The following is a 25,685-nucleotide window of genomic DNA, read 5'->3' on the forward strand; positions in this document are numbered from 1 at the left end:
GAAAATATTATTTTTTCTGGATTTAATTTATTGCCTCATATGTAGAGATAATTTGTTAAATGAAATACGCCATTCATTTCGAATGAATGGCGGTAAATCAGGCACGTGCAGTACGGCGCAGAGATAAAAAATCGAGCAGGCTGCCTAAAATAACGCCAGTCAGGCAAATGATGGCACCCGCTTGTAACAGGATTGTCGCCAGACTGTGCCAGGATGCCCATCCGGCACTGTCGATTATCAGCGTGAGCAGCCAGAGTACCAATAACACGCTGCCCGTCAGCATGCAACGTAACGCCCAGCGGTACGGGACGGCGAAGTGAATGCGTGGCAGGAAAGCCTCTGTTTTTTGAGTGTATTCAAGAGTCTGCCGGCAAACTGCAAGCAGTAACAAGCCGGGTATAGCGGCCACAATCGAGAAAAGATAAAACCAAGGCCAGCCGTAAGCTTCAACGAACCATCCGGCAATCGGCCCGACATATACGCGTCCCACGGCAGACAATGCTGAAAGCAGCGCAAACTGGGTGGCAGAGAATGACCGATTACACAGTGTCATGAGCAACGCCACGAACGCAGCTGTCCCCATACCGCCACACAGGTTCTCAAAGAAAATCGCCGCGCCCATGGTGGTTAAATCTTTATCGGTAATGGCCAGGATCCAGTAACCGGCGTTGGAAACAGCCTGTAAAATCCCGAACAACATGAGTGCGCGGAACACGCTCAGACGCTGCATTAACATTCCGCCAAATAAGGCGCCGATAATCGTTGCCATCAGCCCGAGCGTTTTATTTACCAGCCCGACCTCCCCGGCATCAAAGCCAACGCCACGGATTAAAAATGTTGTACTCAGGCTACCTGCAAAGGCATCGCCCATTTTGTACATGACGATGAGCAGCAAAATCAGCCAGGCATTGTTGCGGCCGAAAAAATCTTTAAGCGGGGAGATAACAGCCATCTCAATACTGCGAGGCGCGGGTTGGGCGTTTTGAGGTTCCGGTGCTAACAGGGTAGCGAGAACGCCTATCAGCATCAGACCCGCCATCAGCCAGTACATATGCTGCCAGCCGAGATACCGGTCAGCCAGCCATAACGCCAGTCCCCCTGAGACCAGCATCGCCAGACGGTAACCCAGGACCGACACGGCGGCACCATTTCCGCGTTCTTCCGGTGGCAGTACATCGGTTTTATACGCGTCGAAAACGATGTCCTGCGACGCCGAGGCGAAGGCGATCAGTACGGCCAGCGCAGCCAGCCAGAATAAGTCTTTTGAGGGATCCATAAATCCCATCGCGAAAATCGCCACGACCAACAGCAACTGCGTCAGGATCAGCCATCCTCGTCTGCGCCCGAGAAAAGAGGGGGTATAGCGATCCATCATCGGCGACCATAAGAATTTAAACACGTAGGCCTGACCTACCAGCGAAAAAATACCGATGGTTTTCAGGTCGACATTTTCGACCGTCATCCACGCTTGCAATGTGCCGGACGTCAGCGCCAGGGGTAAACCGGAAGCGAAGCCCAGAAGCAATAAAATGACCGTATTGCGTTGCGTGAAAATTTTAAAGTACTGACTGATCATGAAAATTGTGTTCCTGCGAACCGTTGAGAGAGTGGCGCACATGCATAATAAAGGAAGGGATACATTTCAGGAAAGATAATCGCTGGCTGTAAAAAGCATTCTGCCCGGACGAGCCGGGCAGAATTCATCATGTAAACTTCAGCTGAACTTAACGGGCGTTTGCTTTGATGAAGTCGCTGATGCTGGTATCTGACGCCATGTCACTGATGACATCGCCTAGTGTGGTGTTAACGGCATTGGTGATTTTTGCGTTAGTCGCAGACAGTGCACCCTGAACGTTATACGTCGAGCGGTAGTTTTTTACCTGCTTGCTGCCGTTTTTCGCTGTCGCGATGATAGAAATATCGGCTTTGGTGGTGATGTTATAACGCAGGTTCCCTTCCTGAACGTCAGCATACAGTTTGTTCACCACAATTTGCAGATCAACGGCACCGTCAGCACCGACCATGTAGCCCCGGGCAGTCATTTGCTTCTCCAGAGATTCCTGCAGCAGGAAGCGAAGATCACGTGACGGGATCAGGGAAATCAGCTGACCATCGCGGTTCACTTTCGCCAGTGCCTGATCCTGGCGCTGGTCAGCACCATTAATGCTGATAGTAATCCCCTGCAGGGTAGGATCCTGGGAAGGCAGAACAATTTTCGGGGAAACATCCAGCGTGTTAGTGCTGGTAGCGCAACCCGCCAGCATAAAGAGCGCCAGAACAGGGAAAATAATTTTCTTTAGCATGTGTATTTTCTCAATATTAATAAGGGAATAGTGCTCAAAAATTTGCCGACATCATAACATTGCCATTTGCCGGGGGAAGTCCCAACAATCCGGAAAAATGTGTTTTTCGCGTTTTTTTTCAGCAAAGTCACAGTAAAGCGGCGAACGGCTGACGTCATCCATGGCTAAGCGGCACTTTATTTGACAGACTGAGCGGCATTTTTATCAATCCGCAGCAGAAATTTATTCTTCTGGTGTGCATAGAATCTGGAAAGCCGCCTATCATTATAAAAGGATAGGGGTACCAGACAGGCGCAGTTCTCTGCTGATGCGGTTTAAGGAGATTGCTATGATTCGTGAGCAAATAGAAGCAAAATTAGTTGAAGCATTCGAACCTGCGTTTCTGGAAGTGACTGACGAAAGCTATCGTCATAATGTCCCGGCAGGCTCTGAGAGCCATTTTAAAGTGGTCATGGTGTCCGATAAGTTTATCGGGGAGCGTTTCCTGGCGCGCCATCGAGCCATCTACGGGAAATTAACCGAGGAGCTGGCAGGCAGTGTACATGCGCTGGCTTTGCACACATATACCTTGAAAGAATGGGAAGGCTTACAGGATACGGTACCGGCTTCACCGCCATGTCGTGGTGCGGGCACAATGGCCTGACAGTGGCGATCTGATTCACAAAAGGCATAAATATCGGCTTTTGACACGGTAAAACTGGAACTTTCCTTGTCAGATGCGGTATTAGTAGGTGCGAATTTCAAGAAACGGCCTGCGGGCCGTTTTTGTTTTTCTTCTGACGGACTGACGGCAAGAGGTTTGTGCCTCTGAATGACCGCATTTTTCGAAGGATCGAGTCCCGTGTGAGTTTCCCTCCCGCGCATCAGAGACCGTCCTCGACTCAATGCGTATGCGCCGCTATAATGTCGCGTCTAATTTTTCCGGAATGGTTTCGGACGCTCTCGAATACAGGGCTACGTTCTGATACAGAACTGTCCCGGTTCTTAGAAGTCGTTTTCAAGGTAAGTTTGCGCTCATCTTGAGAACGACTTCTGGAGTTGACCGAGCACTGTGATTTTTTTTTGAGGTAACAAGATGCAAGTTTCTGTTGAAACCACTCAAGGCCTTGGGCGCCGCGTAACGATTACTGTTCCTGCTGAAAGCATTGAAAAAGCAGTGAGCAGTGAACTGATCAACGTCTCTAAAAAAGTACGTATTGACGGCTTCCGTAAAGGCAAAGTACCCAGCCATATCATCGAACAGCGTTACGGCGCGTCAGTACGTCAGGACGTACTGGGTGATCTGATGCAACGCAATTTCGTTGATGCGATCATCAAAGAAAAAATCAATCCAGCTGGCGCACCTAACTATATCCCGGGTGAGTACAAGCAGGGTGAAGACTTCAACTTCTCCGTAGAATTTGAAGTGTACCCGGAAGTTGAGCTGAAAGATCTGGAAAACATCGAAGTTGAAAAACCGGTTGTTGAAGTTAACGACGCTGATGTTGACACCATGCTGGAAACTCTGCGTAAGCAACAAGCGGACTGGAAAGAAACTGATGCTGCTGCCACTGCTGAAGACCGCGTAACTGTTGATTTCTCCGGTTCTATTGACGGTGAAGAATTCGAAGGCGGTAAAGCTTCTGATTTCGTACTGGCTATGGGCCAGGGCCGCATGATCCCAGGCTTCGAAGACGGTCTGGTTGGTCACAAAGCCGGTGAAGAATTCACTATTGACGTGAACTTCCCGGAAGATTACCACGCTGAAAACCTGAAAGGTAAAGCGGCTAAGTTTGCTATTACCCTGAAGAAAGTTGAACAACGTGAGCTGCCAGAGCTGACGCCAGAATTCATCAAACGTTTCGGCGTGGCTGATGGTTCTGTAGAAGGTCTGCGCGCTGAAGTGCGTAAAAACATGGAACGCGAGCTGAAAGGTGCTGTTCGTAACCGCATCAAAACTCAGGCAATTGACGGTCTGGTCAGCGCTAACGAAATCGACGTGCCATCTGCATTGATCGACGGCGAAGTGGATGTTCTGCGTCGTCAGGCTGCACAACGTTTTGGCGGCAACGAAAAACAAGCGCTGGAACTGCCACGCGAATTGTTCGAAGAGCAAGCTAAGCGTCGTGTCGTTGTCGGTTTGCTGCTGGGCGAAGTCATCAGCCAGCATGAACTGAAAGCTGATGAAGATCGCGTTAAAGCGCTGATCGAAGAAATGGCATCAGCGTACGAAGATCCACAAGAAGTGGTTGAGTTCTACAGCAAAAATAAAGAGCTGATGAACAACATGCGTAACGTCGCGCTGGAAGAACAAGCGGTCGAAACTCTGTTGTCTAAAGCGAAAGTGACCGAAAAGGCCACGACTTTTACTGAGCTGATGAACCAGACTCAACCTGCATAATTTTAATGCACATTGCTGAACCTGTTTACAGGTTTGCTTCCAAAGCCCGCAGTTTTTACTGCGGGCTTTTTATTTCCTGAAAATCAGGTATTTTTGTTTTTGACTGTTGTTTTTGCACTATATTTATCAATATAAGGCACAGCCGACGTAGAAACCGTTGACCGCCCCCCTCAGGATGGTTTTTTACGGAGCCTGGGGCGCATCAAAAAAAGAAATGTCCCTGCAGGCTTGAAAAAGGGGGCAATTTCCCCCATTGATAAGAACTAACCCAGGTAAATTTGTACTTAAAATCTGACTGATAAACACCGTCAGGCGTGTAAATGGCGACTTGGCCGCTTGAGCATAGTCATGTGTGCCTATCTCAAGTAGAATTGATGTTAAATAGCGCCAAACAGAATCTATTAGGAGACGGTTATGTCATACAGTGGTGAAAGAGAGCAATTTGCACCAAACATGGCGTTGGTACCCATGGTGGTTGAGCAAACTTCACGGGGCGAGCGTTCATACGACATCTTCTCCCGTCTGCTTAAGGAACGTATTATCTTCCTGACCGGCCAGGTCGAAGACCATATGGCTAACCTGATTGTTGCCCAGATGCTATTCCTGGAAGCAGAAAGCCCGGAAAAAGACATTTATTTGTATATCAACTCACCGGGTGGCGTGATCACTGCCGGTATGTCGATTTATGACACCATGCAGTTTATCAAACCAGATGTCAGCACGATTTGTATGGGACAAGCATGTTCAATGGGTGCATTCCTGCTGACCGCCGGGGCTGAAGGCAAACGTTTTTGCCTGCCAAACTCACGGGTAATGATCCACCAGCCACTGGGTGGTTTCCAGGGTCAGGCGACAGATATCGAAATCCACGCTAAAGAAATCCTGAAAGTGAAATCTCGTATGAATGAACTGATGGCGAAACATACGGGAAAATCTCTTGAAGAAATAGAGCGTGACACTGAGCGTGATCGTTTCCTGTCCGCTGATGAGGCTGTACAGTACGGGTTAGTAGACTCCGTATTTACCCATCGCGCCTGACGGCTTATTTCTGCCGGGCTGATGGTCTATAGTTATACTCATACGGTCGTCTCAACGGCAGAGCTTTAGCCACTAAAGCTCTGCTGAAATGAGTCATAACAGGAATGAACAGACATCAGCCAAACAAACATGCGGCTGTTGTGTAATATAGTGGTGTCGTGGTGTTATTGTTACGCTGCGGGACTGATACCAGAGAAGAGGTTTACTGATGACAGATAAGCGCAAAGACGGTTCAGGAAAGCTGCTGTACTGCTCTTTTTGCGGCAAAAGCCAGCATGAAGTTCGTAAGCTGATTGCCGGGCCGTCAGTGTATATCTGCGATGAATGTGTCGATTTATGTAATGACATTATTCGCGAAGAGATCAAAGAAGTCGCGCCACACCGTGAACGCAGTGCACTACCGACGCCGCATGAAATCCGTCAGCACCTTGACGATTATGTTATCGGCCAGGAACCTGCGAAAAAAGTGCTGGCAGTGGCGGTCTATAATCACTACAAGCGCCTGCGTAATGGCGATACCAGCAACGGTATCGAATTAGGTAAGAGCAACATTCTGCTGATCGGGCCGACCGGTAGTGGTAAAACGCTGCTGGCTGAAACCCTGGCACGTTTCCTGGATGTGCCATTTACGATGGCCGATGCGACCACCCTGACCGAAGCCGGTTATGTGGGGGAAGACGTCGAAAATATCATTCAGAAACTGCTACAGAAATGCGATTACGATGTTCAGAAAGCGCAACGCGGTATTGTTTATATCGATGAAATCGACAAGATTTCCCGCAAATCGGACAACCCATCGATCACGCGTGACGTGTCCGGTGAAGGTGTTCAGCAGGCGCTGTTGAAACTGATTGAAGGCACGGTGGCTGCCGTTCCACCGCAAGGCGGACGCAAGCATCCACAGCAGGAATTCCTGCAGGTTGATACCTCGAAAATTCTGTTTATCTGTGGCGGTGCTTTTGCCGGCCTGGATAAAGTCATCGGACAGCGTATCAATACCAATACCGGTATCGGTTTCGGTGCCGAAGTGAAAGGCAAAGAGCAGAAAGCGACGGAAGGTCAGTTACTGGCTCAGGCAGAACCTGAAGATTTGATCAAATTTGGTCTGATCCCAGAGTTCATTGGCCGTCTGCCCGTGGTGGCGACCCTGAGTGAGCTGAATGAAGAAGCTCTGATTCAGATTCTGAAAGAGCCGAAAAATGCGCTGACTAAGCAATATCAGGCATTGTTCAATCTGGAAGGCGTTGAACTGGAATTCCGGGACGAAGCACTGACGGCGATCGCGAAAAAAGCCATGGTCCGTAAAACCGGGGCCCGCGGTCTGCGTTCCATTGTGGAAGCTGCATTGCTGGATACTATGTATGATCTGCCATCTCTCGAAGATGTCGAGAAAGTGGTTATTGATGAATCCGTGATTGCGGGTCAGTCAGAACCTCTGATGATTTATGGCAAACCAGAAGCACAACAGGCATCTGGCGAATAATTAGCCAATCTATCCAGAGAGTTAGCCACGAAATGGGGGATTTTGTCCCCCATTTTTTTTTCGCACATTCTTATCGTTGAATGTCGGACATTCATCCCCATATACTCAGTTAACGACTTGCTGAAACCCGTCTGACTCGTGTTTCACGAGATTTCCTTAACCTGGCGGAAGCTAAACTAAGAGAGAGCTCTATGAACCCTGAGCGTTCTGAACGCATAGAAATCCCCGTATTGCCTCTGCGCGATGTGGTGGTTTATCCGCACATGGTGATCCCGTTGTTTGTTGGCAGGGAAAAATCGATACGATGCCTCGAAGCCGCGATGGATCACGACAAAAAAATCATGCTGGTGGCCCAGAAAGAAGCCTCAACAGATGAGCCGGGCGTTAACGATCTCTTCTCCGTGGGTACGGTTGCCTCAATATTACAAATGCTGAAGCTCCCGGACGGCACGGTCAAAGTGCTGGTGGAAGGGTTACAACGCGCGCGTATTACGACACTTTCTGACAGTGGCGAGCATTTTGCTGCCCAGGCGGAATACCTGGAATCTCCGGCTGTGGATGAACGCGAGCAGGAAGTTCTGGTGCGTACTGCGATTAATCAGTTTGAAGGTTACATCAAGCTGAACAAAAAGATCCCGCCGGAAGTGCTGACTTCGCTCAACAGCATTGAAGACGCTGCACGTCTGGCTGATACCATCGCTGCACATATGCCACTGAAACTCGCTGACAAACAATCTGTCTTGGAAATGTTTGATATCACCGAGCGTCTGGAATATCTGATGGCGATGATGGAATCGGAAATTGACCTGTTGCAGGTTGAGAAACGCATTCGCAATCGTGTCAAAAAACAGATGGAAAAAAGTCAGCGTGAGTACTATCTGAACGAGCAAATGAAAGCGATTCAGAAAGAACTCGGTGAAATGGATGACACACCTGACGAACACGAAGCGCTGAAACGCAAAATCGAAGCGGCCAAAATGCCGAAAGATGCGCGTGAAAAAACCGAAGCTGAGCTGCAAAAACTGAAAATGATGTCGCCGATGTCCGCCGAGGCCACGGTTGTCCGTGGTTATATCGACTGGATGCTTCAGGTGCCATGGAATGCCCGCAGCAAAGTTAAAAAGGACTTGCGCAAAGCACAGGAAGTTCTGGATACCGACCATTATGGTCTGGAGCGTGTCAAAGACCGCATTCTGGAATATCTCGCTGTGCAGAGTCGTGTCAGCAAAATTAAAGGGCCTATCCTCTGTCTGGTGGGGCCTCCGGGCGTGGGTAAAACCTCACTGGGTCAGTCAATCGCACGCGCGACTGGCCGTCAGTATGTGCGAATGGCGCTGGGTGGCGTACGTGATGAAGCGGAAATCCGCGGTCACCGTCGTACCTATATCGGTTCCATGCCGGGCAAACTGATCCAAAAAATGGCTAAAGTAGGGGTTAAAAACCCGCTGTTCCTGCTTGATGAGATCGACAAGATGTCATCAGATATGCGTGGCGATCCGGCCTCTGCCTTGCTGGAAGTCTTGGATCCGGAACAAAACGTGGCGTTCAACGATCACTATCTGGAAGTCGATTATGACCTGTCAGATGTGATGTTTGTGGCGACCTCTAACTCCATGAATATCCCGGCTCCGCTGCTGGACCGTATGGAAGTGATTCGTCTTTCCGGTTATACCGAAGACGAAAAATTGAACATCGCCAAACAGCATCTGTTACCGAAGCAGCTTGAACGCAATGCGCTTAAGCAGAACGAACTGACTGTGGATGACAGCGCAATCATCGGTATTATCCGTTTCTATACCCGTGAAGCGGGTGTACGTAGTCTGGAACGTGAGTTGTCGAAACTGTGCCGTAAAGCGGTTAAGCAATTGCTGATGGATAAAGACACCAAGCATATTGAAATCAACGGCGACAACCTGAAAGATTTCCTGGGTGTGCAGAAGGTCGATTATGGCCGTGCTGATACCGAAAACCGTGTAGGTCAGGTTACAGGTCTGGCGTGGACCGAAGTGGGTGGCGAACTGCTGACCATCGAAACGGCCTGCGTACCGGGCAAAGGTAAGCTGACTTATACCGGTTCTCTGGGGGAAGTCATGCAGGAATCTATTCAGGCCGCGCTGACGGTTGTCCGTTCACGTGCAGACAAACTGGGTATTAACCCTGACTTCTACGAAAAACGTGATATTCACGTTCACGTACCAGAAGGGGCAACGCCAAAAGACGGTCCGAGTGCGGGTATTGCTATGTGTACCGCGCTGGTGTCTTGTCTGACAGGCAACCCCGTTCGTGCAGATGTTGCGATGACCGGTGAAATCACGCTGCGTGGTCTGGTTCTGCCAATTGGTGGTCTGAAAGAAAAACTGCTGGCAGCCCATCGTGGCGGCATTAAAGTGGTTCTGATCCCGGACGACAATAAACGTGATCTGGAAGAAATTCCGGCAAACGTGCTGGCAGATCTTGAGATCCACCCGGTAAAACGCATTGATGATGTTCTGAACATTGCACTGCAAAATCCGGCCTACGGCGCATTGCCGGTGGCAGCAAAATAGTGACTTCAGCTTACACAGTTGAATAAAACTGAGGCTGGCAGGTGAAATCTCACTTGCCAGCTTTTTTTTGTGCCGTTAACTTAGTCAACGGTCATAGAGTTTCAGGCTGCTTTCAGTCGCTTGCATCGCTCTGACAAGATTGATATAACAGCAGCGCGGTCACGTCCGTAGGGAAAATGCGCCGTGATGAACGAATTTTAAGAGGGGATGATAAGAGTGAATAAGTCACAATTGATCGACAAAATTGCTGCAGGCGCTGATATTTCTAAAGCCGCAGCGGGACGTGTTTTAGATGCTGTTCTTGCATCTGTCACTGACACCCTGAAAGCTGGGGATGAAGTAGCTCTGGTTGGTTTTGGGACTTTCTCTGTGCGCGAACGTTCAGCACGTACTGGTCGTAACCCACAGACCGGTAAAGAAATCAGCATTGCAGCGGCTAAAGTGCCTGGCTTCCGTGCAGGTAAAGCGCTGAAAGATGCCGTTAACGGTTAATTACCCGCAGACTGACGTCGAAACTGTGTGAAGCGCATCACTGATGCTTTTTCATTCAGGTCTGGTTGTTAAACAATAACCTGACGTCATCGGGCTGGTAAGGTAAGATATAAGGCGCATCGAAAACGGTGCGCTTTTTTTATTACAGCGGAGTGTTGCCACACTATGATGGACAATTTACGCGCGGCCGCCAATCACGTCGTGCTCAAAATCATTCTGGCCCTGATTATTCTGTCCTTTATTTTGACAGGGGTGGGCAACTACCTGATCGGCGGTTCAGGCGACTATGCAGCGAAAGTGAATGGTCAGGAAATAGGACGTGCTCAGCTGGAACAGGCAGTTCAAAACCAGCGTAGCCGTTTGCAACAGCAGCTTGGAGATCAATTCTCTGCGCTTGCGGGCAGCGACGGTTATATGCAGCAATTACGCCAGGAATCCCTGAGCAATCTGATTGATGTCACTTTGCTGGATCAGTATTCCAAAAAATTAGGCATTACCGTCAGCGATCAGCAGATCAAAGACGCGATTATTGCCACCCCGCAATTCCAGACTGACGGGCGTTTCGACAACGCTAAATATCTGCAAAGCATCCAGGGTATGGGATACACCGCCGATAATTTTGCGCAGCTGATGAAACAACAACTCATCAGTCAGCAGCTGGAACAGGCCTATGGCCGGTCCGATTTCGTTCTGCCTGTGGAAAGCAAATCATTGGGTGAGCTGATTCTTCAGAGCCGTGATGTGCAGACTGCCACAGTGGATACCGATGCACTGGCAGCTAAACAGCAGGTCACTGATGCTGAATTGCAGGCATTCTACGATCAGAACAAGAACAACTTCCTCTCGCCTGAACAGGTGAAAGTCAGCTACATCGAAATGGATGCAGCGGCCATGCAGGGGAAAACAGATGTGTCGGATGCGGATATCAGCGCTTATTACGACCAGCATAAAAGCGAATTTGGTCAGCCTGAACGACGTCGCTACAGCGTTATTGTCCTGAAATCTCAGGCTGATGCTGATGCTGTGGCCGCCGAGCTGAAAAAAGGCACCGATTTCGCGGCGCTGGCTAAGTCTAAATCGACCGACACCCTGAGTGCCAAACAGGGGGGAGATCTGGGCTGGATGGAACCTGAAACCACGTTACCCGAATTTAAAAATGCCAATCTGACTACGAAAGGTCAGGTCTCTGGTGTGATTAAATCTGACAGCGGCTTCTTCATTCTGCGCCTTGATGATGTGACGCCTGAGCAGGTCAAACCGTTAGCTGACGTTCGCAACACGATTGCAGACAAGCTTAAACAAGAGAAATCACTGGATGCTTACTACGCGCTGCAACAGAAAGTCAGCGAAGCGGCAACCAATGACAACGAATCTCTGGCCTCAGCTGAAGAAGTTGCCGGTACGAAAGCGGTTCATACTGACTGGTTCACCCAAAATAAAATCCCGGCAGGTATTAATTTTAAACCTGTCGTACAGGCGATTTTCGACGGTGGCCTGATTGGTCAGGACGGTTCTCCGGGCAGTAACTCAGACATTATTACCGTTGATGGTGACCGGGCCTTTGTGGTTCGCGTGGATGCGCATAAAGCTGAAGGGGTCAAACCTTTCGCTGACGTGAAAGATCAGGTGACGACGCTGGTGAAGCGGCAGAAAGCACAGGATCAGGCGCGGATGGAAGGCGAGAAATTACTGACCGCGTTGAAAGATGGCAAAGGCGATGATGCCATGAAAGCTGCTGGCCTGACATTTGGCGCAGTCCAGAAAGTACAACGCAGCCAGCAACCTTCCGCATTCGAAGAAAACGTCTACGCGCTGCCTCATCCTCAGAAAGACAAGCCGGTTTATGGCCTGACTCAGGACGATAAAGGCAACAGCGTACTGGTCAAACTGAATGCGGTGACGCCAGGCACCCTTCCTGACGCCGATGCAGTACGTTTTAATCAGGAAATGCAACAGACCTCCTCGAATGTGACTTTTGATGCGCTACTGACCAACCTGCGCCAGGAAGCGAAAATTAAATACGGTTCTGCTGCACAAAACCAGTAAACGCCGCAAAGTTTTGCAACGCGTTGCAACAAACAAAAGGCCGCTTCCGCGGCCTTTTCCACATTTGAAAGTTGCCCATTGTCCGCTTTCTTTGCCTGATGCACTCTCTCCATGCTGTCAAACACATGGAGGATACAGCATGAAAAAATTAGGCATTACCTCACTTTCGTTAGCGCTGGCGCTGGGGCTTTCTACACTGCCTGTAATGTTGCAAGCCGCTCCCAATGCGACCAGTAGCGTGGCGACCACGGCACCGGCGACGGCAGCCAGCAAAAACACTGGCCCGCAAGTGAAAAAGGAGCAAGTAGCCGTCACCGATGAAGGTACCGTAAGCATCAACACAGCGACGGCGGAAGAATTTGCCAGCGTGATGAACGGCGTCGGTATGAAAAAGGCGCAAGCCATTGTCAGTTACCGCGAAGAGCTGGGGAAATTTACGGATATTGAACAACTGCGTGAGGTGCCGGGGATCGGCGCCGCATTGTTTGAGCGTAACAGGGACCGTCTGAAATTGTGACGGATGTCGCGGCGGTGATCCCTTAACGGTTGCCGCCGTTTTCTTCTGCTAATCTCTAAAGACATCTGACCAGTTTGGTCGTATACCTCAGACGACTATCAGGAGTTTTTTAACGATTATGCATACGTTCATTAAAGTTCGCGGTTTTCACATTGATGTTTATCAACACGTAAATAATGCGCGTTATCTGGAGTTTCTTGAAACGGCGCGCTGGGAGTGGCTCGACAATCAGTCGGGTTTCCAGTGGATGAGCCAAAACAAGATTGCTTTCATTGTGGTGAATATCAACATCAACTACCGAAAACCGGCCGTACTGGGCGACGTTCTGCGTATAGACAGCAGCTTGCAGCAACTGAACGGACGCAGCGGTGTTCTCGAGCAGGTTGTTACCTGTGAAGGTGAAGTGGTTGCGGATGCGACGCTGACGTTCGTATGTATCGATTTGCGCACGCAAAAAGCGCTGCCGCTGGAAGGGGAATTGCTCGAACGGTTACGTGAACTGGAACTGGAAAACGATTAACCTTTTCGCTTTATACATAATAACTGCCGCGCGGAAAGAACAAACAGACGGGCGGTTTGTAAGCCGCCCGTTACCGAAAGTCAGTCACTGCAACACCACAACCCTAATACTAGCGCAGCCCGGTTTTATTCTTCATGTTACTCATCACGCCCGCTTGATCCTGCATGTACTGTTGCAAGCCATTGGCGCGCAAATGGCATGCTGCACACTCACCGCAGCCATCACCGGCAATGCCGTTGTAGCAGGTTAACGTTTTATGGCGAACCAGATCCAGTTGCTGATAATAATCAGCCAGTGCCCAGGTTTCGGCTTTATTAAGCCACATTAACGGAGTCTCGAAGCGAACATCGCGTGCCAGACCCAGTGAGACGGCGGCATTCAGCGCCTTAACAAATTCATCGCGACAATCAGGATAACCGGAGAAGTCAGTTTCACACACACCGGTGATCACCGCTTCTGCCTGGATCTGATAGGCATAAATGGCTGCCAGTGTCAGAAATAGGATGTTCCGGCCGGGAACGAATGTACTCGGCAGGCCGCCGTTACTTTCATCATTAAAGTTTGGCACCGGAATATTATCGCGGGTCAGGCTGCTGACAGCCAGTTCGTTTAACAAACCGACATCCAGCAGTTTGTGGGCACGAGCGCCCAGTTCCACAGACAGTTTTTGTGCGATCTCAATTTCTGCACGATGACGCTGACCATAATCGAAAGTAACGCAGTGGACTTCGTCATATTGCTGCAGAGCCTGAATCAGGCAGGTTGTTGAATCTTGTCCGCCGCTAAAAACCACCACTGCTCTTTTCATTAAGATTACCTGTTGTTAAAACCATTATCTAAAACCTACTGCGCACCGGGCAGTAAAATTGCCCTAATGTTACTTTCCTTTCCCTTCAGAGTGTAGTGAAACAGCTCCTTCAGGTACTTTCCGTTGGCAGTGGCGGCGGAACCCATGCCTGACAAAAATCGAACCAGCCCCATGCGGTGAGTTGCACTCCGCTGATGCGCGGTGGTGCGCTGACCTGATACTGATAGTTAAACAATGGCGTGACGATGGCTGATTGCATCCACTGAAAAAAATGATCGCGCAGTTCGTCCGAGCGATGATTTTCCAGCGGAATTTGCTGGATAGCGCTAAGGCGTTGTTGCTGGCGGCCATAATCTTCTTCACGCAGAATTCCCGGCCAGAGCGGATCTTGCTGTAACCAGTTTTCCAGTGAGGCATCAGGGGATTCGCCAATCAGGCGATCACCGAGAAGCAGGTCAGCCGAGTCCAGCCGTGCATCATCTTCCCATAGTCGCCCGGCATGATACTTAATCTCCAGTGCACAACCTTCTTCCGCCAGCTTTTTCCGGAGCGCCTTCGCCACCAGCTCGAATTCAACCGGCGGGTGAAACAGTAATGTCAGTTTTGCAGGCAGCGGAACATCCGCATCATCGTGCAAAGGTATTGGCCAGCCAGGCAACATTTCCTTGCTGGCTTTCACCAGATCATGATCGATAGGTAAATTATCCAGCATGCCGCTGCGCTGAATAATACGGACGATTTTACGTGCCTGAGCCTCATTTAACACGCCACGTTTAAGATTGGCAGCGATGTAGCAAAATCCCAGGCTGGTACTGCGTCTGACGGGTTTCACACGCGATAATTCATCCTGTTCCCCCAAAATGATCCGCACAGGATGCTGGCAACTGACGTTGCTCTTCTGCGCAAACAGTTGCGGCGTGATCCAAAATTCGATAGCTGCCAGATAAGGGTGCTGCAAGGCGTACAACGTATGTTGTTCCAGCCTGAGAAGTTCGGGCGAAAAGGTAGTCAGGCGAAAAGGGCCTGCACCGATATGCGGGTTATCAGGATGCGATAACAAGCAGTTCAGGTCGGCAAACCGGTGCGCCAGCCAGTAATCAGGTTTATCGAGTTCAAACTGCAGGCACAGTGCGTGCGGCTGTGACAATTTGCTCACGGATGCCAGATTATGTTTACCGCGCGGCGAATTTCTCAGTTGTTCAAAACGCGCCATCAATTGCGCCGTTTTAAGGGGTTCACCGTTATGCCAGAACAACTGGCTGCGCAGGAAAAACTGCCAGGTTTTGCCGTTATTACTGATTTGCCAGTGATGAGCAAGATCGGGCTGAGGGGTTGAATTTCCGGGAATAAAACGCGTCAGCCCTGCATGAATAGTATGGGCAAGATGCTGCTCAGCGCGACCGGTCAGTGTCAATGGATCCAGCGGCTGGAGAGGGCGATAGTAAGGAATGCGCAGTGTGGGCGCATCCTCCTGCCATTGTCCGCCCAAATGCGGTGCGAGCAATGCATTGAGATGGCTCGGATCCAACTGACTAAGTTGCAATGCGGTCGAATGTTCGCCATTTTTCAGCAGTGCCTGCAGATAGGCTCCCCGCAGATCTTCAGGTGTTCTCAGGCAACAGAGCGAGGCGCGTTTCCCGCGGCCGGCTTGCGATTGCCAGTCAATCCAGCCCGCATCCTGAAAATGTGCCAACAGTGTACGGGTATGCCGTTCACTGCAGCAGAATACCTCTGCCAGTTCTGCCACGGTAAACTGAACCGGATGTTGTCCGGTCTTCAGGTATAAACGCTGGAACTGATTTAGCCGGTTTTGCAGGCGCACGATAAACAGGAAGCCTTATTTTTTCAGATTAAATAATCTGTTCAGCCTATCGCACCTATGATGCCCTGGCTTGCAGTGAAGAGCCAAAGTGTGAACTAAAACCGGAACAGTATTCACAAACTGTTCACTATTAGTTCCGCAAATCGCAGTCCATACTTTGACGGTGAAAATCATTCCCTTTCTGAGAGAAAATATGTTCCGTTTAGCTGCATTTGATATGGATGGCACACTGCTTTTACCTGATCACACGCTGGGCGAAAAAACGCTGGCGACGCTACGACAGCTGGCCGAAAAGCCAATAAAACTGACGTTTGCGACTGGCCGTCATTATCTCGAAATGAAAGATATTCTGGCGAATATCGGGCTTGAAGGTTTTCTGATCACCGGAAACGGCACGCGCATTCATGACTTATCCGGGCACCGGCTGCATGCCAATGACTTGTCCGAAGATTGTGCGCATGAGCTTTTACATACGCAATGGGACACGCCTGCCAGCTTGCATGTATTCCGTGATGACGGTTGGTTTACTGCTCTGGATGATCCGGATTTACTGATCCCGCATCAGTTCAGCGGCTTTCGCTACCAGTTACAGGATCTGCGTTTATTACCTGACTCCGGCAACAGCAAAGTTTGTTTCTGCGCACCGCACGAAACCCTGCTGGCGCTGGTACCGCAACTTGAAGCGCATTTCGGCCCGCGCCTTGACCTGTGTTTTTCAGCGGCAGACTGTCTGGATGTGCAGCCAGCCGGGAGCAATAAAGGCAGCGCTCTGGCGCTTCTTACTGCTGGTCTGGGTATCGATATGTCAGAATGCATGGCATTCGGCGATGCCATGAACGACAAGGAAATGCTGGAAAGTGTCGGGATGGGGCTGATCATGGGTAACGCCTTGCCTGTGCTGAAGGAACGAGCCTCTCATTTACAAATTATCGGACATTGCCGTAATCAGGCTGTGTCTCACTTTTTGCAACACTGGCTGCAGACTCCACACCTCACCTATTCCCCCGAATAATAAGGTATTGCAGCAAGCCGGGTTCACTTTAACTGTCCCGGCTTTTTTCCGTCATACTTCAAGCTGCAGAGGCGTTGGCTGCGTTTGCTCACCCGAATCACTTACTGATGTATGTTCATTGGGATTCACACATTTTCCGCCTGCCTGCAACGCGAATTATTTTTGATAAATATTAGTTAAGTCCTTCCAGTTGTGCCGCATAAACCGAAATGTCACCGATATTATTCTCTACCCAGTGATTATCAAAATAGGTATTAAGATAACGTTCGCCGCTGTCGCAAAGCAGGGTAACGATCGAACCGGTTTCGCCTTTCTCTCGCATGTGTTTTGCCAGTTGCAATACTCCCCACATATTGGTGCCTGTCGAGCCGCCGACTTTTCTCCCCAGTACCTGCTCAAGCCAGCGGACGGCAGCAATGCTTGCGGCATCAGGCACTCGCATCATGCTGTCAATGACGTCAGGAATAAATGAGGGTTCGGCACGCGGGCGCCCGATACCTTCAATGCGACTGCTGCATTGTGCATTAACGCTGGCGTCACGTTGCTGAAAATAATCGTAAAAGACAGAGTTTTCCGGATCCACCACCACCAGTTCGGTATCGTGCCCCCGATAACGGATGTAGCGGCCAAGTGTTGCGGACGTTCCGCCGGTGCCGGCGCTCATTACCAGATAACGCGGCACCGGATGTGGTTCGCAGGACATCTGACGAAAAATACTGTCTGCAATATTATTGTTGCCGCGCCAGTCAGTGGCCCGCTCCGCGTAGGTAAACTGATCCATGTAATGGCCGTTCAGTTCTTTCGCGAGCTGCTCCGAGGCAGCATAAATCTGACCGGAGTTTTCGACAAAATGACAGCGGCCGCCATAAAACTCAATTTGTTGAATTTTGCGCGGGGCGGTACAGGCGGGCATCACGGCAATAAAGGGCAGGCCCAGAAGACGCGCGAAATAGGCTTCGGAGATAGCGGTACTGCCCGAAGATGCTTCAATAATCGGTGTATTCTCGCGGATCCAGCCATTACACAGGCCATATAAAAATAATGAGCGAGCCAGACGGTGCTTCAGGCTGCCGGAAGGGTGCGTGCTTTCATCCTTCAGATACAACGAAATTCCGGGAAAATCATTCAGTGCGAGACGGATTAAATGTGTGTCGGCTGAACGCTGATAATCGGCGTCGATTTCTCTGATGGCGTGATTGACCCAGGGATTACGCATGTTGCAGGCTCGTAAGTAAGTTTTGATAAGATAAAGAATAACGTAATCATTAGAGAAATAAGTTACTCTTTTTGCCATGAATACCCTTATTGAGAGAAAATATTTCTCCGGGAGAGCGAGATGATAGATAAAACTGACCGCGCACTTTTATCGTTGCTACAGAAGGATTGCACCCTTTCTCTCAACACACTGGCGGAGGCCGTCAATCTCACGACCACCCCTTGCTGGAAAAGAATAAAGCGTCTTGAAGATGAAGGGATTATTTGCGGGAAAGTGGCGTTGCTCGATGGTGAGAAACTGGGGCTGAGCCTGACGGCATTTGTGCTGATTAAGACGCAGCATCACAACAGCGAGTGGTAACAGCGATTTGTTCAGCAAGTCGAAGCGTTTCCGGAGGTGCTGGGTTTTTACCGGATGGCGGGCGAATACGATTACCTGCTGCAGGTTCAGGTCTCCGATATGAAAAGCTACGATAACTTTTACAAGCGACTTGTGAATGGCATTCCAGGACTGAACGATGTGACCTCAAGTTTTGCGATGGAGCGCATAAAATCGACCACTGCATTGCCGATTTAATGCAAAAGTTGCAGTAAAAAGTTTCATCAGAAACACTTGTTAACTCTGGTATCCTTGTCGGCCTGAAGAGGAAACGGGGAGTTCGGCTGCCGGTTTAACTCAATAAAATCATTATTATTTGTATGGAAAATGCTGCGTGAGATTGTTTGCACAACTGGGCTGGTACTTCCGGCGTGAATGGCGCCGGTATCTGGGAGCCGTCGCCTTACTGGTCATTATCGCCGTTCTGCAATTACTGCCGCCAAAACTGGTGGGGGTCATTATCGATGGTGTTACGTCAAAACAAATGTCTTACAGCATGCTTTTTGCGTGGCTTGGCCTGATGCTGGGTACGGCTGTTGTGGTCTACCTGCTGCGTTATGTCTGGCGTGTGCTGCTCTTTGGCGCGTCTTATCAGCTTGCAGTTGAACTGCGGCAGGACTTTTTTCGCCAGCTGAGTCGCCAGCATCCCGCTTTTTATCTGCGCCATCGCACGGGTGATTTAATTGCACGTGCTACGAATGACGTCGACCGTGTGGTGTTCGCTGCGGGGGAGGGCGTACTGACGCTGGTGGATTCTCTGGTCATGGGGTTGGCGGTACTTATCGTTATGGCAACCCAGATCAGCTGGGAACTGACATTACTCTCGCTGGTGCCGATGCCGGTAATGGCCATCATCATCAAGCGCTATGGCGACCAACTTCATTCCCGCTTCAAGACTGCACAAGCTGCGTTTTCCTCGCTTAACGATCAGGCGCAGGAAAGCCTGACCAGTATCCGCATGATCAAAGCTTTTGGCCTGGAGAATCATCAGTCATCGCAGTTTGCTGACGTGGCTGCGGATACCGGTGCAAAAAATATGCGTGTCGCGCGCGTTGATGCCCGCTTTGATCCGACCATTTATGTTTCTATCGGCATGGCGAATCTGCTGGCCATCGGCGGCGGTAGCTGGATGGTCGTTAATGGTCACCTGACGCTGGGTGAACTCACCAGCTTTGTCATGTACCTTGGCCTGATGATCTGGCCGATGCTTGCGCTCGCCTGGATGTTTAACATCGTCGAACGTGGCAGTGCGGCCTACAGTCGTATTCGTAGCCTGTTGCAGGAAGCCCCCTCTGTTGTGGATGGCATCATCCCCCTACCGGCAGAGCGTGCGGTGCTGGAAGCACGCATCACTGATTTCCATTATCCGGAAAATAGCCACGCTGCGTTAACGTCGGTCAATTTTTCCCTGCAACCTGGGCAAATGCTGGGGCTATGCGGTCCGACAGGTTCCGGTAAAAGCACGCTGTTGGCACTCCTTCAGCGCCAGTTCGATGTCACTGACGGGGATGTGCGTTATCACGGATTATCCCTTAAAGAAATTCAGCTTGATGACTGGCGTGCCCGTCTGGCTGTTGTCAGCCAAACGCCTTTCCTGTTTTCAGACACTGTCGCGCAGAATATCGCGCTCGGAAGACCTGATGCCACGCAGGAAGAGATTGAAGAAGCCGCGCGTCTCGCCAGCGTCCATGACGATATTCTGCGATTGCCTCAGGGATATGATACTGAAGTCGGCGAGCGTGGCGTCATGCTTTCCGGTGGTCAGAAGCAGCGTATTTCGATTGCACGTGCATTGCTCCTCAAAGCTGAAATTCTGATCCTTGATGATGCTTTATCCGCCGTTGATGGCCGGACAGAACACCAGATCCTGCACAATCTTCGCCAGTGGGGCAGTGACCGTACGGTGATCATCAGTGCTCATCGACTTTCAGCACTGACCGAAGCCAGTGAAATTTTGGTGTTCAGTCAGGGGAGTATTTCACAGCGTGGCAATCATGATCAGCTTGCTGCAGAACCCGGCTGGTACCGCGATATGTTCCGTTATCAGCAATTAGAAGCCGCGCTGGATGATGTGCCGCAGTAAAAGGAGCCGGAACGCCGTGGCTGAACAAAAAATAATTAAAATTCAGAAGCTTTGGCCAACGCTAAAGCGCCTGTTAAAATACGGAAAACCCTACACTACACCGCTGTCTTATGCGGTGCTGATGCTATGGATTGCCGCTGCAGCGGAAGTGACCGGCCCTATCTTAATCAGCTTCTTTATTGATCATTACGTGGCTAAAGGTGAGATGCCGTGGGGGAAGGTTAGTTTGCTCGCGTTAAGCTTTCTTTTCCTGCAATTCCTGGCGGCAAGCCTGCATTATTTTCAGGCACTGTTGTTCAACCGTGCTGCGGTGGGTGTCGTTCAGCGCCTGCGCACCGAAGTTATGGATGCTGCACTACGGCAGCCGCTGAGTGCATTCGATACTCAACCTGTAGGTCAGCTGATTTCCCGCGTGACAAACGACACGGAAGTTATCCGTGATTTGTATGTGACTGTGGTATCGACAGTCTTGCGCAGTATTGCCCTGATTGGGGCAATGCTGGTGGCGATGTTCAGTCTCGACTGGCGTCTGGCATCGGTGGCGATTTGTATCTTCCCGGCCGTGTTTGTTGTGATGGGGTTGTACCAGATTTACAGTACGCCGGTGGTGCGCAAAGTACGTGCTTACCTGGCGGATATTAATGATGGTTTCAATGAAGTCATCAACGGTATGAATGTCATTCAGCAGTTCCGCCAGCAGAAAAGATTTGGGGAACGGCTTGCCCGCGCCAGTCAGTCGCACTATATGGCCCGTATGCAAACGCTGCGGTTGGAAGGATTCCTGTTGCGTCCTTTGCTCAGTTTATTCTCCTCGTTAATTTTATGTGGTCTGCTCATTCTCTTTGGATTCAGCGCAGAGGGCTCTGTGGGCGTTGGTGTTTTATACGCCTTCATTAATTATCTCGGACGGCTCAACGAGCCTCTGATTGAACTGACCTCACAGCAATCGATTATGCAGCAGGCAGTGGTTGCCGGTGAGCGTATCTTTGATTTGATGGACAGGACGCAGCAGCAGTATGGACCCGATGATAAATTGCTGACCAGCGGTGAGATTGATATCAAAGACGTCAGCTTTGCTTATCTGCCGGATAAATGGGTGCTGGAAAACATTTCTTTGCACGTCCCTTCACGCGGATTTGTCGCGTTGGTCGGGCATACCGGCAGCGGTAAAAGCACGCTGGCAAATCTGCTGATGGGCTATTATCCGCTAAACAAAGGTGAGATCCGGGTTGACGGGCGTAACCTCGCCGATTTATCGCATACCAGCCTGCGTAAAGGTATTGCGATGGTGCAACAGGATCCGGTCGTTCTGGCAGAGTCCGTATTTGCCAATGTCACGTTAGGCCGTGATATTGATGAAGCACAGGTTTGGCATGCGCTGGACATTGTCCAGCTCTCACCGCTGGTGCGCGAAATGCCCGAAGGTATCAATACGCGTCTGGGAGAACAGGGCAATAATCTTTCTGTCGGGCAGAAGCAATTATTGGCGATGGCGCGCGTTTTGGTGCAGGCACCGGAAATTCTGATCCTTGACGAGGCAACGGCCAATATTGACTCCGGCACAGAGCAGGCAATTCAGCGCGCATTACGGGCTATCCGTCAGCAGACTACACTTGTGGTTATTGCACACCGGCTTTCAACGATCGTAGATGCCGATAATATTTTGGTATTGCACCGCGGACAAGCCGTTGAGCAGGGTAATCACTTGCAGCTGCTGGCAGAAAAAGGCCGGTATTATCAGATGTATCAGTTGCAACTTGCCGGGCAGCAATTGGCTTCTGCCGGACAGATTACACCTGCAACAGAAAACGCATAATCTTATCCCGGTGCCGTCTCTCCGCGGTACCGGCTATCTTTTTTCCCCGGTTTTCTTTTCCCGTTTTTAGCTTTCCCCGCACTGTATTCATGCAGGCAAAACCTTTTTATCAATCCGGATGCACTAAAAAGCAGCGATGAGCACTTAAATGGTGCGAGCGCTGCTGTGCTGAATAGGATTTGGCAACTGTGCGCAGGGTCACGATTATTCTGAAAATGCCGTATTACGTGGGAATTGCATGAATCTGTGACCAATTTCAACTCTGGCACACCCTTTGCTTTATTCAATCCGTATCGGGCGTGAGTCCTCTCACGGCAGGCCCTTAATTCGAGGAGTGGCACAATGAAGCTGGTTACTGTGGTGATCAAACCTTTTAAGCTGGAAGACGTGCGTGAAGCGCTGTCTGCTGTTGGAATTCAGGGGCTGACCGTAACGGAAGTTAAAGGTTTTGGCCGTCAGAAAGGTCATGCAGAACTTTACCGTGGCGCGGAATACAGCGTGAACTTCCTACCAAAAGTAAAAATCGACATTGCTATCGCTGACGATCAGCTTGATGAAGTGATCGACGTGATCAGCAAAGCGGCCTACACCGGCAAGATCGGTGATGGCAAAATTTTCGTTGCTGAGTTGCAACGTGTTATCCGTATTCGTACCGGTGAAACCGACGAAGCAGCACTGTGATTTCAGGTTCTTTTCTCTCACACCAATCGGTTTGAGATAAATCAGATGAGAAAAAACAGTTTTGAGAAACAGGGGTGGGTTAATAATGAAAAAACTTTTATCCATGATGGGGCTTGGTGCAGTGGCTTTGCTGCCTTCGCTGGCCATGGCGGCAGCACCAGCAGCGGCAAACGGCGCTGATAATGCCTTTATGATGATTTGTACTGCGCTGGTATTGTTCATGACCGTACCTGGCGTAGCGTTGTTCTACGGCGGCTTACTGCGTTCGAAAAACGTTTTGTCCATGCTGACTCAGGTTATTGTCACCTTTGCTCTGGTCTGCGTTCTGTGGATCCTCTACGGCTACAGCCTTGCTTTCAGCGAAGGTAATGCGTTCTTCGGGGGTTTCAGCAACGTCATGATGAAAGGCATTGGACTGGATTCTGTGACAGGCACCTTCTCGCAGATGATTCATGTTGCATTCCAGTGCTCATTTGCCTGTATCACGGTGGCGCTGATCGTGGGCGGTATCGCTGAGCGTGTACGTTTTTCAGCGGTTCTGATTTTCACGGTGATCTGGCTGACTTTCTCTTACATCCCGATGGCTCATATGGTGTGGGCAGGTGGTTTCCTGGCTGCTGATGGTGCGCTGGACTTTGCCGGTGGTACTGTTGTCCACATTAACGCCGCAATTGCAGGCCTGGTGGGAGCGTATCTGCTCGGTAAACGTGCCGGTTTTGGTAAGGAAGCTTTCAAACCACACAACCTGCCAATGGTCTTCACGGGTGCCTCAATCCTCTACGTGGGCTGGTTTGGCTTCAACGCGGGTTCAGCAAGTGCCGCAAGCTCTGTTGCCGCATTGGCTTTCCTGAACACGGTAATTGCTACCGCTGGCGCAATCCTGTCCTGGACGCTGGTTGAGTGGATGGTACGTGGTAAGCCTTCACTGCTGGGCGCAAGTTCTGGTGCTATCGCGGGTCTGGTCGCTATCACGCCGGCATGTGGTACGGTGGGCGTTGGCGGTGCTTTGATCATCGGTCTGGTCGGTGGTATCACTGGCCTGTGGGGTGTGGTTACCCTGAAAAAATGGCTGCGTGTTGATGACACCTGTGACGTATTCGGTGTTCACGGCGTGTGCGGTATCGTAGGTTGCCTGCTGACTGGCGTGTTCACTTCCAGTTCCCTGGGCGGCGTAGGTTATGCAGAAGGCGTGACCATGGGCCATCAGGTGTGGGTGCAGTTCTTCAGCGTATGCGTGACCTTGGTGTGGTCCGGTGTTGTGGCCTTCATCGGTTACAAAGTGGCTGATATGATTGTAGGTCTGCGTGTTCCTGAAGAGCAGGAACGTGAAGGTCTGGATGTTAACAGCCACGGTGAAAATGCTTACAACCAATAAGCCAGTAGTAATCTGATTTCAGAGAAAGTAGTGCGCTAACTCTCTCATTAAGCAGTACAGAACAATAAAATAATGATGATATGCAAAAGGGGCGATAGTGATATCGCCCCTTTTTAATGCGCCATTTTCACAGGACGTTTTTTAATAAAGATTATTCAGGCTTTCGCTGACGAATAACGCCTTCCTGGACCGTAGAGGCGACCAGAACGCCATCGCGGGTATAAAACTGCCCACGCACAAAACCGCGCGCACCGGAAGCAGAAGTACTTTCAACGGCATACAGCAACCAGTCATCCATGCGGAACGGACGGTGGAACCACATCGAATGGTCGATGGTCGCGACCTGCATTCCCGGTTCAAGGAAGCCAATGCCATGAGGTTGCAGCGCCGTAGGCAGGAAATTGAAGTCAGATGCATAGCCCAGCAAATACTGATGAATTCGCAAATCATCTGGCATCTCACCGTTTGCCCGGAACCACACGGCACGGTTAGGTTCTTCGACGCTTCCTTTCAGCGGGTTATGAAACTTCACCGGACGCATTTCAATAGGCTTATGGCCGATAAATTTTTCGCGGAATTTTTCCGGTATCAGATGCGCCAGATTTTTAGCAATATCGGATTCTGATACCAGCGTTTCCGGTGGTGGTACATCCGGCATGGCGTTCTGATGCTCAAAGCCACTTTCCTGGCTCTGAAACGACGCTGTCATATAGAAAATCGGTTTTCCATGCTGTACGGCTTTTACACGGCGTGCACTGAAGCTGTTGCCATCGCGCAGGATTTCCACGTCATAGATGATGGGCTTACTGCTGTCGCCTGGGCGCAAAAAATAGCTGTGGAAAGAATGGATACCCCGCTCCGCCGGGACAGTCTGCTTGGCGGCATACAATGCCTGTCCGACCACCTGACCGCCAAAGACCTGACGTAAGCCTAAATCTTCACTTTGGCCACGGAACAACCCTTCTTCAATTTTTTCCAGATCGAGCAGATCCAGCAGATTTTTTAATGCCTGACTCATAGTGGCCTCATGAAAGTAACCAGAGAAATCGACCTCAGTTGTTCGGGGTAATGCAGGCAGGAATCTTCTGAAATACGCCTTCACCGACAGGTCTAACCTGTTAATCATAGTGGATCTTCCGTTTTGCCAGAAGATCTGTTTGGCCGTTAAC

20 protein-coding genes and 1 pseudogene are annotated in these 25,685 nt (G+C 50.3%); 15 read left to right on the forward strand and 6 right to left on the reverse strand.

The annotated features are described in order from the left end of the window. Nucleotides 1-97: 97 nt before the first annotated feature. Both ampG and J1781_RS14915 read right to left on the reverse strand, forming a co-directional pair. Entirely contained in the window at nt 98-1,576 is a 1,479-nt protein-coding gene (gene ampG, locus J1781_RS14910) for a muropeptide MFS transporter AmpG (protein WP_217233809.1), read from the reverse strand. Nucleotides 1,577-1,724: 148 nt separating this feature from the next. Further along, the gene (locus tag J1781_RS14915) at nt 1,725-2,303 is read right to left on the reverse strand and encodes a lipoprotein (protein WP_217233810.1); all 579 of its coding nucleotides are present in this window, start codon (nt 2,301-2,303) and stop codon (nt 1,725-1,727) included. 328 nt (nt 2,304-2,631) lie between these two features. Here J1781_RS14915 and bolA point away from each other — a divergent pair, with 328 nt between their 5' ends. The 9 genes from bolA (at nt 2,632) to J1781_RS14960 (ending at nt 13,325) form a co-directional block, all read left to right on the forward strand. Continuing rightward, the gene (gene bolA / locus J1781_RS14920; RefSeq protein WP_112151718.1) at nt 2,632-2,946 is read left to right on the forward strand and encodes a transcriptional regulator BolA; all 315 of its coding nucleotides are present in this window, start codon (nt 2,632-2,634) and stop codon (nt 2,944-2,946) included. A gap of 432 nt (nt 2,947-3,378) precedes the next feature. Beyond that, a complete protein-coding gene (gene tig, locus J1781_RS14925) occupies nt 3,379-4,683 on the forward strand; it encodes a trigger factor (RefSeq protein ID WP_129952838.1) in 1,305 nt (434 codons plus the stop codon). A gap of 414 nt (nt 4,684-5,097) precedes the next feature. After that, nucleotides 5,098-5,721 carry an ATP-dependent Clp endopeptidase proteolytic subunit ClpP gene (gene clpP, locus J1781_RS14930; RefSeq protein ID WP_013576640.1) on the forward strand — a complete coding sequence of 208 codons (624 nt, stop codon included), beginning with the start codon at nt 5,098-5,100 and terminating at the stop codon, nt 5,719-5,721. A gap of 208 nt (nt 5,722-5,929) precedes the next feature. Continuing rightward, entirely contained in the window at nt 5,930-7,204 is a 1,275-nt protein-coding gene (gene clpX / locus J1781_RS14935) for an ATP-dependent protease ATP-binding subunit ClpX (protein ID WP_095924953.1), read from the forward strand. Between the two features lie 191 nt (nt 7,205-7,395). Further along, nucleotides 7,396-9,750 carry an endopeptidase La gene (gene lon / locus J1781_RS14940; RefSeq protein WP_129952837.1) on the forward strand — a complete coding sequence of 785 codons (2,355 nt, stop codon included), beginning with the start codon at nt 7,396-7,398 and terminating at the stop codon, nt 9,748-9,750. A gap of 216 nt (nt 9,751-9,966) precedes the next feature. Continuing rightward, nucleotides 9,967-10,242, forward strand: a complete 276-nt coding sequence (hupB, locus tag J1781_RS14945; RefSeq protein ID WP_013576637.1) for a nucleoid-associated protein HU-beta — start codon at nt 9,967-9,969, stop codon at nt 10,240-10,242. 165 nt (nt 10,243-10,407) lie between these two features. After that, nucleotides 10,408-12,288: a peptidylprolyl isomerase gene (gene ppiD, locus J1781_RS14950; RefSeq protein ID WP_217233811.1), complete on the forward strand. Its 1,881-nt coding sequence runs from the start codon at nt 10,408-10,410 to the stop codon at nt 12,286-12,288. A gap of 139 nt (nt 12,289-12,427) precedes the next feature. Next, nucleotides 12,428-12,805: a ComEA family DNA-binding protein gene (locus J1781_RS14955; RefSeq protein WP_217233812.1), complete on the forward strand. Its 378-nt coding sequence runs from the start codon at nt 12,428-12,430 to the stop codon at nt 12,803-12,805. Between the two features lie 118 nt (nt 12,806-12,923). Further along, the gene (locus J1781_RS14960) at nt 12,924-13,325 is read left to right on the forward strand and encodes a YbgC/FadM family acyl-CoA thioesterase (protein WP_129952834.1); all 402 of its coding nucleotides are present in this window, start codon (nt 12,924-12,926) and stop codon (nt 13,323-13,325) included. A 109-nt stretch (nt 13,326-13,434) separates the two neighbouring features. Here J1781_RS14960 and queC read toward each other — a convergent pair whose 3' ends face one another. Next, nucleotides 13,435-14,133 carry a 7-cyano-7-deazaguanine synthase QueC gene (queC, locus tag J1781_RS14965; RefSeq protein ID WP_129952833.1) on the reverse strand — a complete coding sequence of 233 codons (699 nt, stop codon included), beginning with the start codon at nt 14,131-14,133 and terminating at the stop codon, nt 13,435-13,437. Between the two features lie 109 nt (nt 14,134-14,242). Next, a complete protein-coding gene (locus J1781_RS14970; protein WP_217233813.1) occupies nt 14,243-15,955 on the reverse strand; it encodes an SgrR family transcriptional regulator in 1,713 nt (570 codons plus the stop codon). A 193-nt stretch (nt 15,956-16,148) separates the two neighbouring features. Between J1781_RS14970 and cof the strand changes: the two genes are divergently transcribed. Beyond that, nucleotides 16,149-16,967, forward strand: coding sequence for an HMP-PP phosphatase (cof, locus tag J1781_RS14975; RefSeq protein WP_217220239.1), 819 nt, complete (start codon nt 16,149-16,151; stop codon nt 16,965-16,967). Between the two features lie 172 nt (nt 16,968-17,139). Here the strand turns inward: cof and J1781_RS14980 are convergent, their stop codons facing one another. Then, a complete protein-coding gene (locus tag J1781_RS14980) occupies nt 17,140-18,183 on the reverse strand; it encodes a PLP-dependent cysteine synthase family protein (RefSeq protein WP_217233814.1) in 1,044 nt (347 codons plus the stop codon). Nucleotides 18,184-18,303: 120 nt separating this feature from the next. Between J1781_RS14980 and J1781_RS14985 the strand changes: the two are divergent. The 5 genes and pseudogenes from J1781_RS14985 (at nt 18,304) to amtB (ending at nt 24,516) form a co-directional block, all read left to right on the forward strand. Continuing rightward, nucleotides 18,304-18,759, forward strand: a pseudogene (locus J1781_RS14985) (Lrp/AsnC family transcriptional regulator). 136 nt (nt 18,760-18,895) lie between these two features. Beyond that, nucleotides 18,896-20,644, forward strand: a complete 1,749-nt coding sequence (locus J1781_RS14990; protein WP_217233815.1) for a SmdA family multidrug ABC transporter permease/ATP-binding protein — start codon at nt 18,896-18,898, stop codon at nt 20,642-20,644. Continuing rightward, nucleotides 20,631-22,460 (forward strand): SmdB family multidrug efflux ABC transporter permease/ATP-binding protein, encoded by a 1,830-nt coding sequence (locus J1781_RS14995; RefSeq protein ID WP_238483555.1) that lies wholly within the window; start codon nt 20,631-20,633, stop codon nt 22,458-22,460. Before J1781_RS14990 ends, J1781_RS14995 begins: the two co-directional genes overlap by 14 nt. Before the next feature lie 342 nt (nt 22,461-22,802). Further along, entirely contained in the window at nt 22,803-23,141 is a 339-nt protein-coding gene (glnK, locus tag J1781_RS15000; RefSeq protein ID WP_009639071.1) for a P-II family nitrogen regulator, read from the forward strand. 85 nt (nt 23,142-23,226) lie between these two features. Further along, nucleotides 23,227-24,516, forward strand: coding sequence for an ammonium transporter AmtB (amtB, locus tag J1781_RS15005; RefSeq protein ID WP_015698311.1), 1,290 nt, complete (start codon nt 23,227-23,229; stop codon nt 24,514-24,516). 151 nt (nt 24,517-24,667) lie between these two features. Here the strand turns inward: amtB and tesB are convergent, their stop codons facing one another. Next, entirely contained in the window at nt 24,668-25,534 is an 867-nt protein-coding gene (gene tesB, locus J1781_RS15010) for an acyl-CoA thioesterase II (protein ID WP_129992082.1), read from the reverse strand. Nucleotides 25,535-25,685: the final 151 nt, after the last annotated feature.

Origin of the sequence: Rahnella perminowiae, assembly GCF_019049695.1 — a bacterium.
GTDB lineage: Bacteria > Pseudomonadota > Gammaproteobacteria > Enterobacterales > Enterobacteriaceae > Rahnella > Rahnella perminowiae.

Excerpts from the sequence above, each read along its gene's own strand:
- ampG (WP_217233809.1), bottom strand. The coding sequence starts at position 1,576 with ATGATCAGTCAGTACTTTAAAATTTTCACGCAACGCAATACGGTCATT.
- J1781_RS14915 (WP_217233810.1), bottom strand. The coding sequence starts at position 2,303 with ATGCTAAAGAAAATTATTTTCCCTGTTCTGGCGCTCTTTATGCTGGCG.
- bolA (WP_112151718.1), top strand. The coding sequence starts at position 2,632 with ATGATTCGTGAGCAAATAGAAGCAAAATTAGTTGAAGCATTCGAACCT.
- tig (WP_129952838.1), top strand. The coding sequence starts at position 3,379 with ATGCAAGTTTCTGTTGAAACCACTCAAGGCCTTGGGCGCCGCGTAACG.
- clpP (WP_013576640.1), top strand. The coding sequence starts at position 5,098 with ATGTCATACAGTGGTGAAAGAGAGCAATTTGCACCAAACATGGCGTTG.
- clpX (WP_095924953.1), top strand. The coding sequence starts at position 5,930 with ATGACAGATAAGCGCAAAGACGGTTCAGGAAAGCTGCTGTACTGCTCT.
- lon (WP_129952837.1), top strand. The coding sequence starts at position 7,396 with ATGAACCCTGAGCGTTCTGAACGCATAGAAATCCCCGTATTGCCTCTG.
- ppiD (WP_217233811.1), top strand. The coding sequence starts at position 10,408 with ATGATGGACAATTTACGCGCGGCCGCCAATCACGTCGTGCTCAAAATC.
- J1781_RS14955 (WP_217233812.1), top strand. The coding sequence starts at position 12,428 with ATGAAAAAATTAGGCATTACCTCACTTTCGTTAGCGCTGGCGCTGGGG.
- J1781_RS14960 (WP_129952834.1), top strand. The coding sequence starts at position 12,924 with ATGCATACGTTCATTAAAGTTCGCGGTTTTCACATTGATGTTTATCAA.
- queC (WP_129952833.1), bottom strand. The coding sequence starts at position 14,133 with ATGAAAAGAGCAGTGGTGGTTTTTAGCGGCGGACAAGATTCAACAACC.
- cof (WP_217220239.1), top strand. The coding sequence starts at position 16,149 with ATGTTCCGTTTAGCTGCATTTGATATGGATGGCACACTGCTTTTACCT.
- J1781_RS14980 (WP_217233814.1), bottom strand. The coding sequence starts at position 18,183 with ATGCGTAATCCCTGGGTCAATCACGCCATCAGAGAAATCGACGCCGAT.
- J1781_RS14995 (WP_238483555.1), top strand. The coding sequence starts at position 20,631 with ATGTGCCGCAGTAAAAGGAGCCGGAACGCCGTGGCTGAACAAAAAATA.
- glnK (WP_009639071.1), top strand. The coding sequence starts at position 22,803 with ATGAAGCTGGTTACTGTGGTGATCAAACCTTTTAAGCTGGAAGACGTG.
- amtB (WP_015698311.1), top strand. The coding sequence starts at position 23,227 with ATGAAAAAACTTTTATCCATGATGGGGCTTGGTGCAGTGGCTTTGCTG.
- tesB (WP_129992082.1), bottom strand. The coding sequence starts at position 25,534 with ATGAGTCAGGCATTAAAAAATCTGCTGGATCTGCTCGATCTGGAAAAA.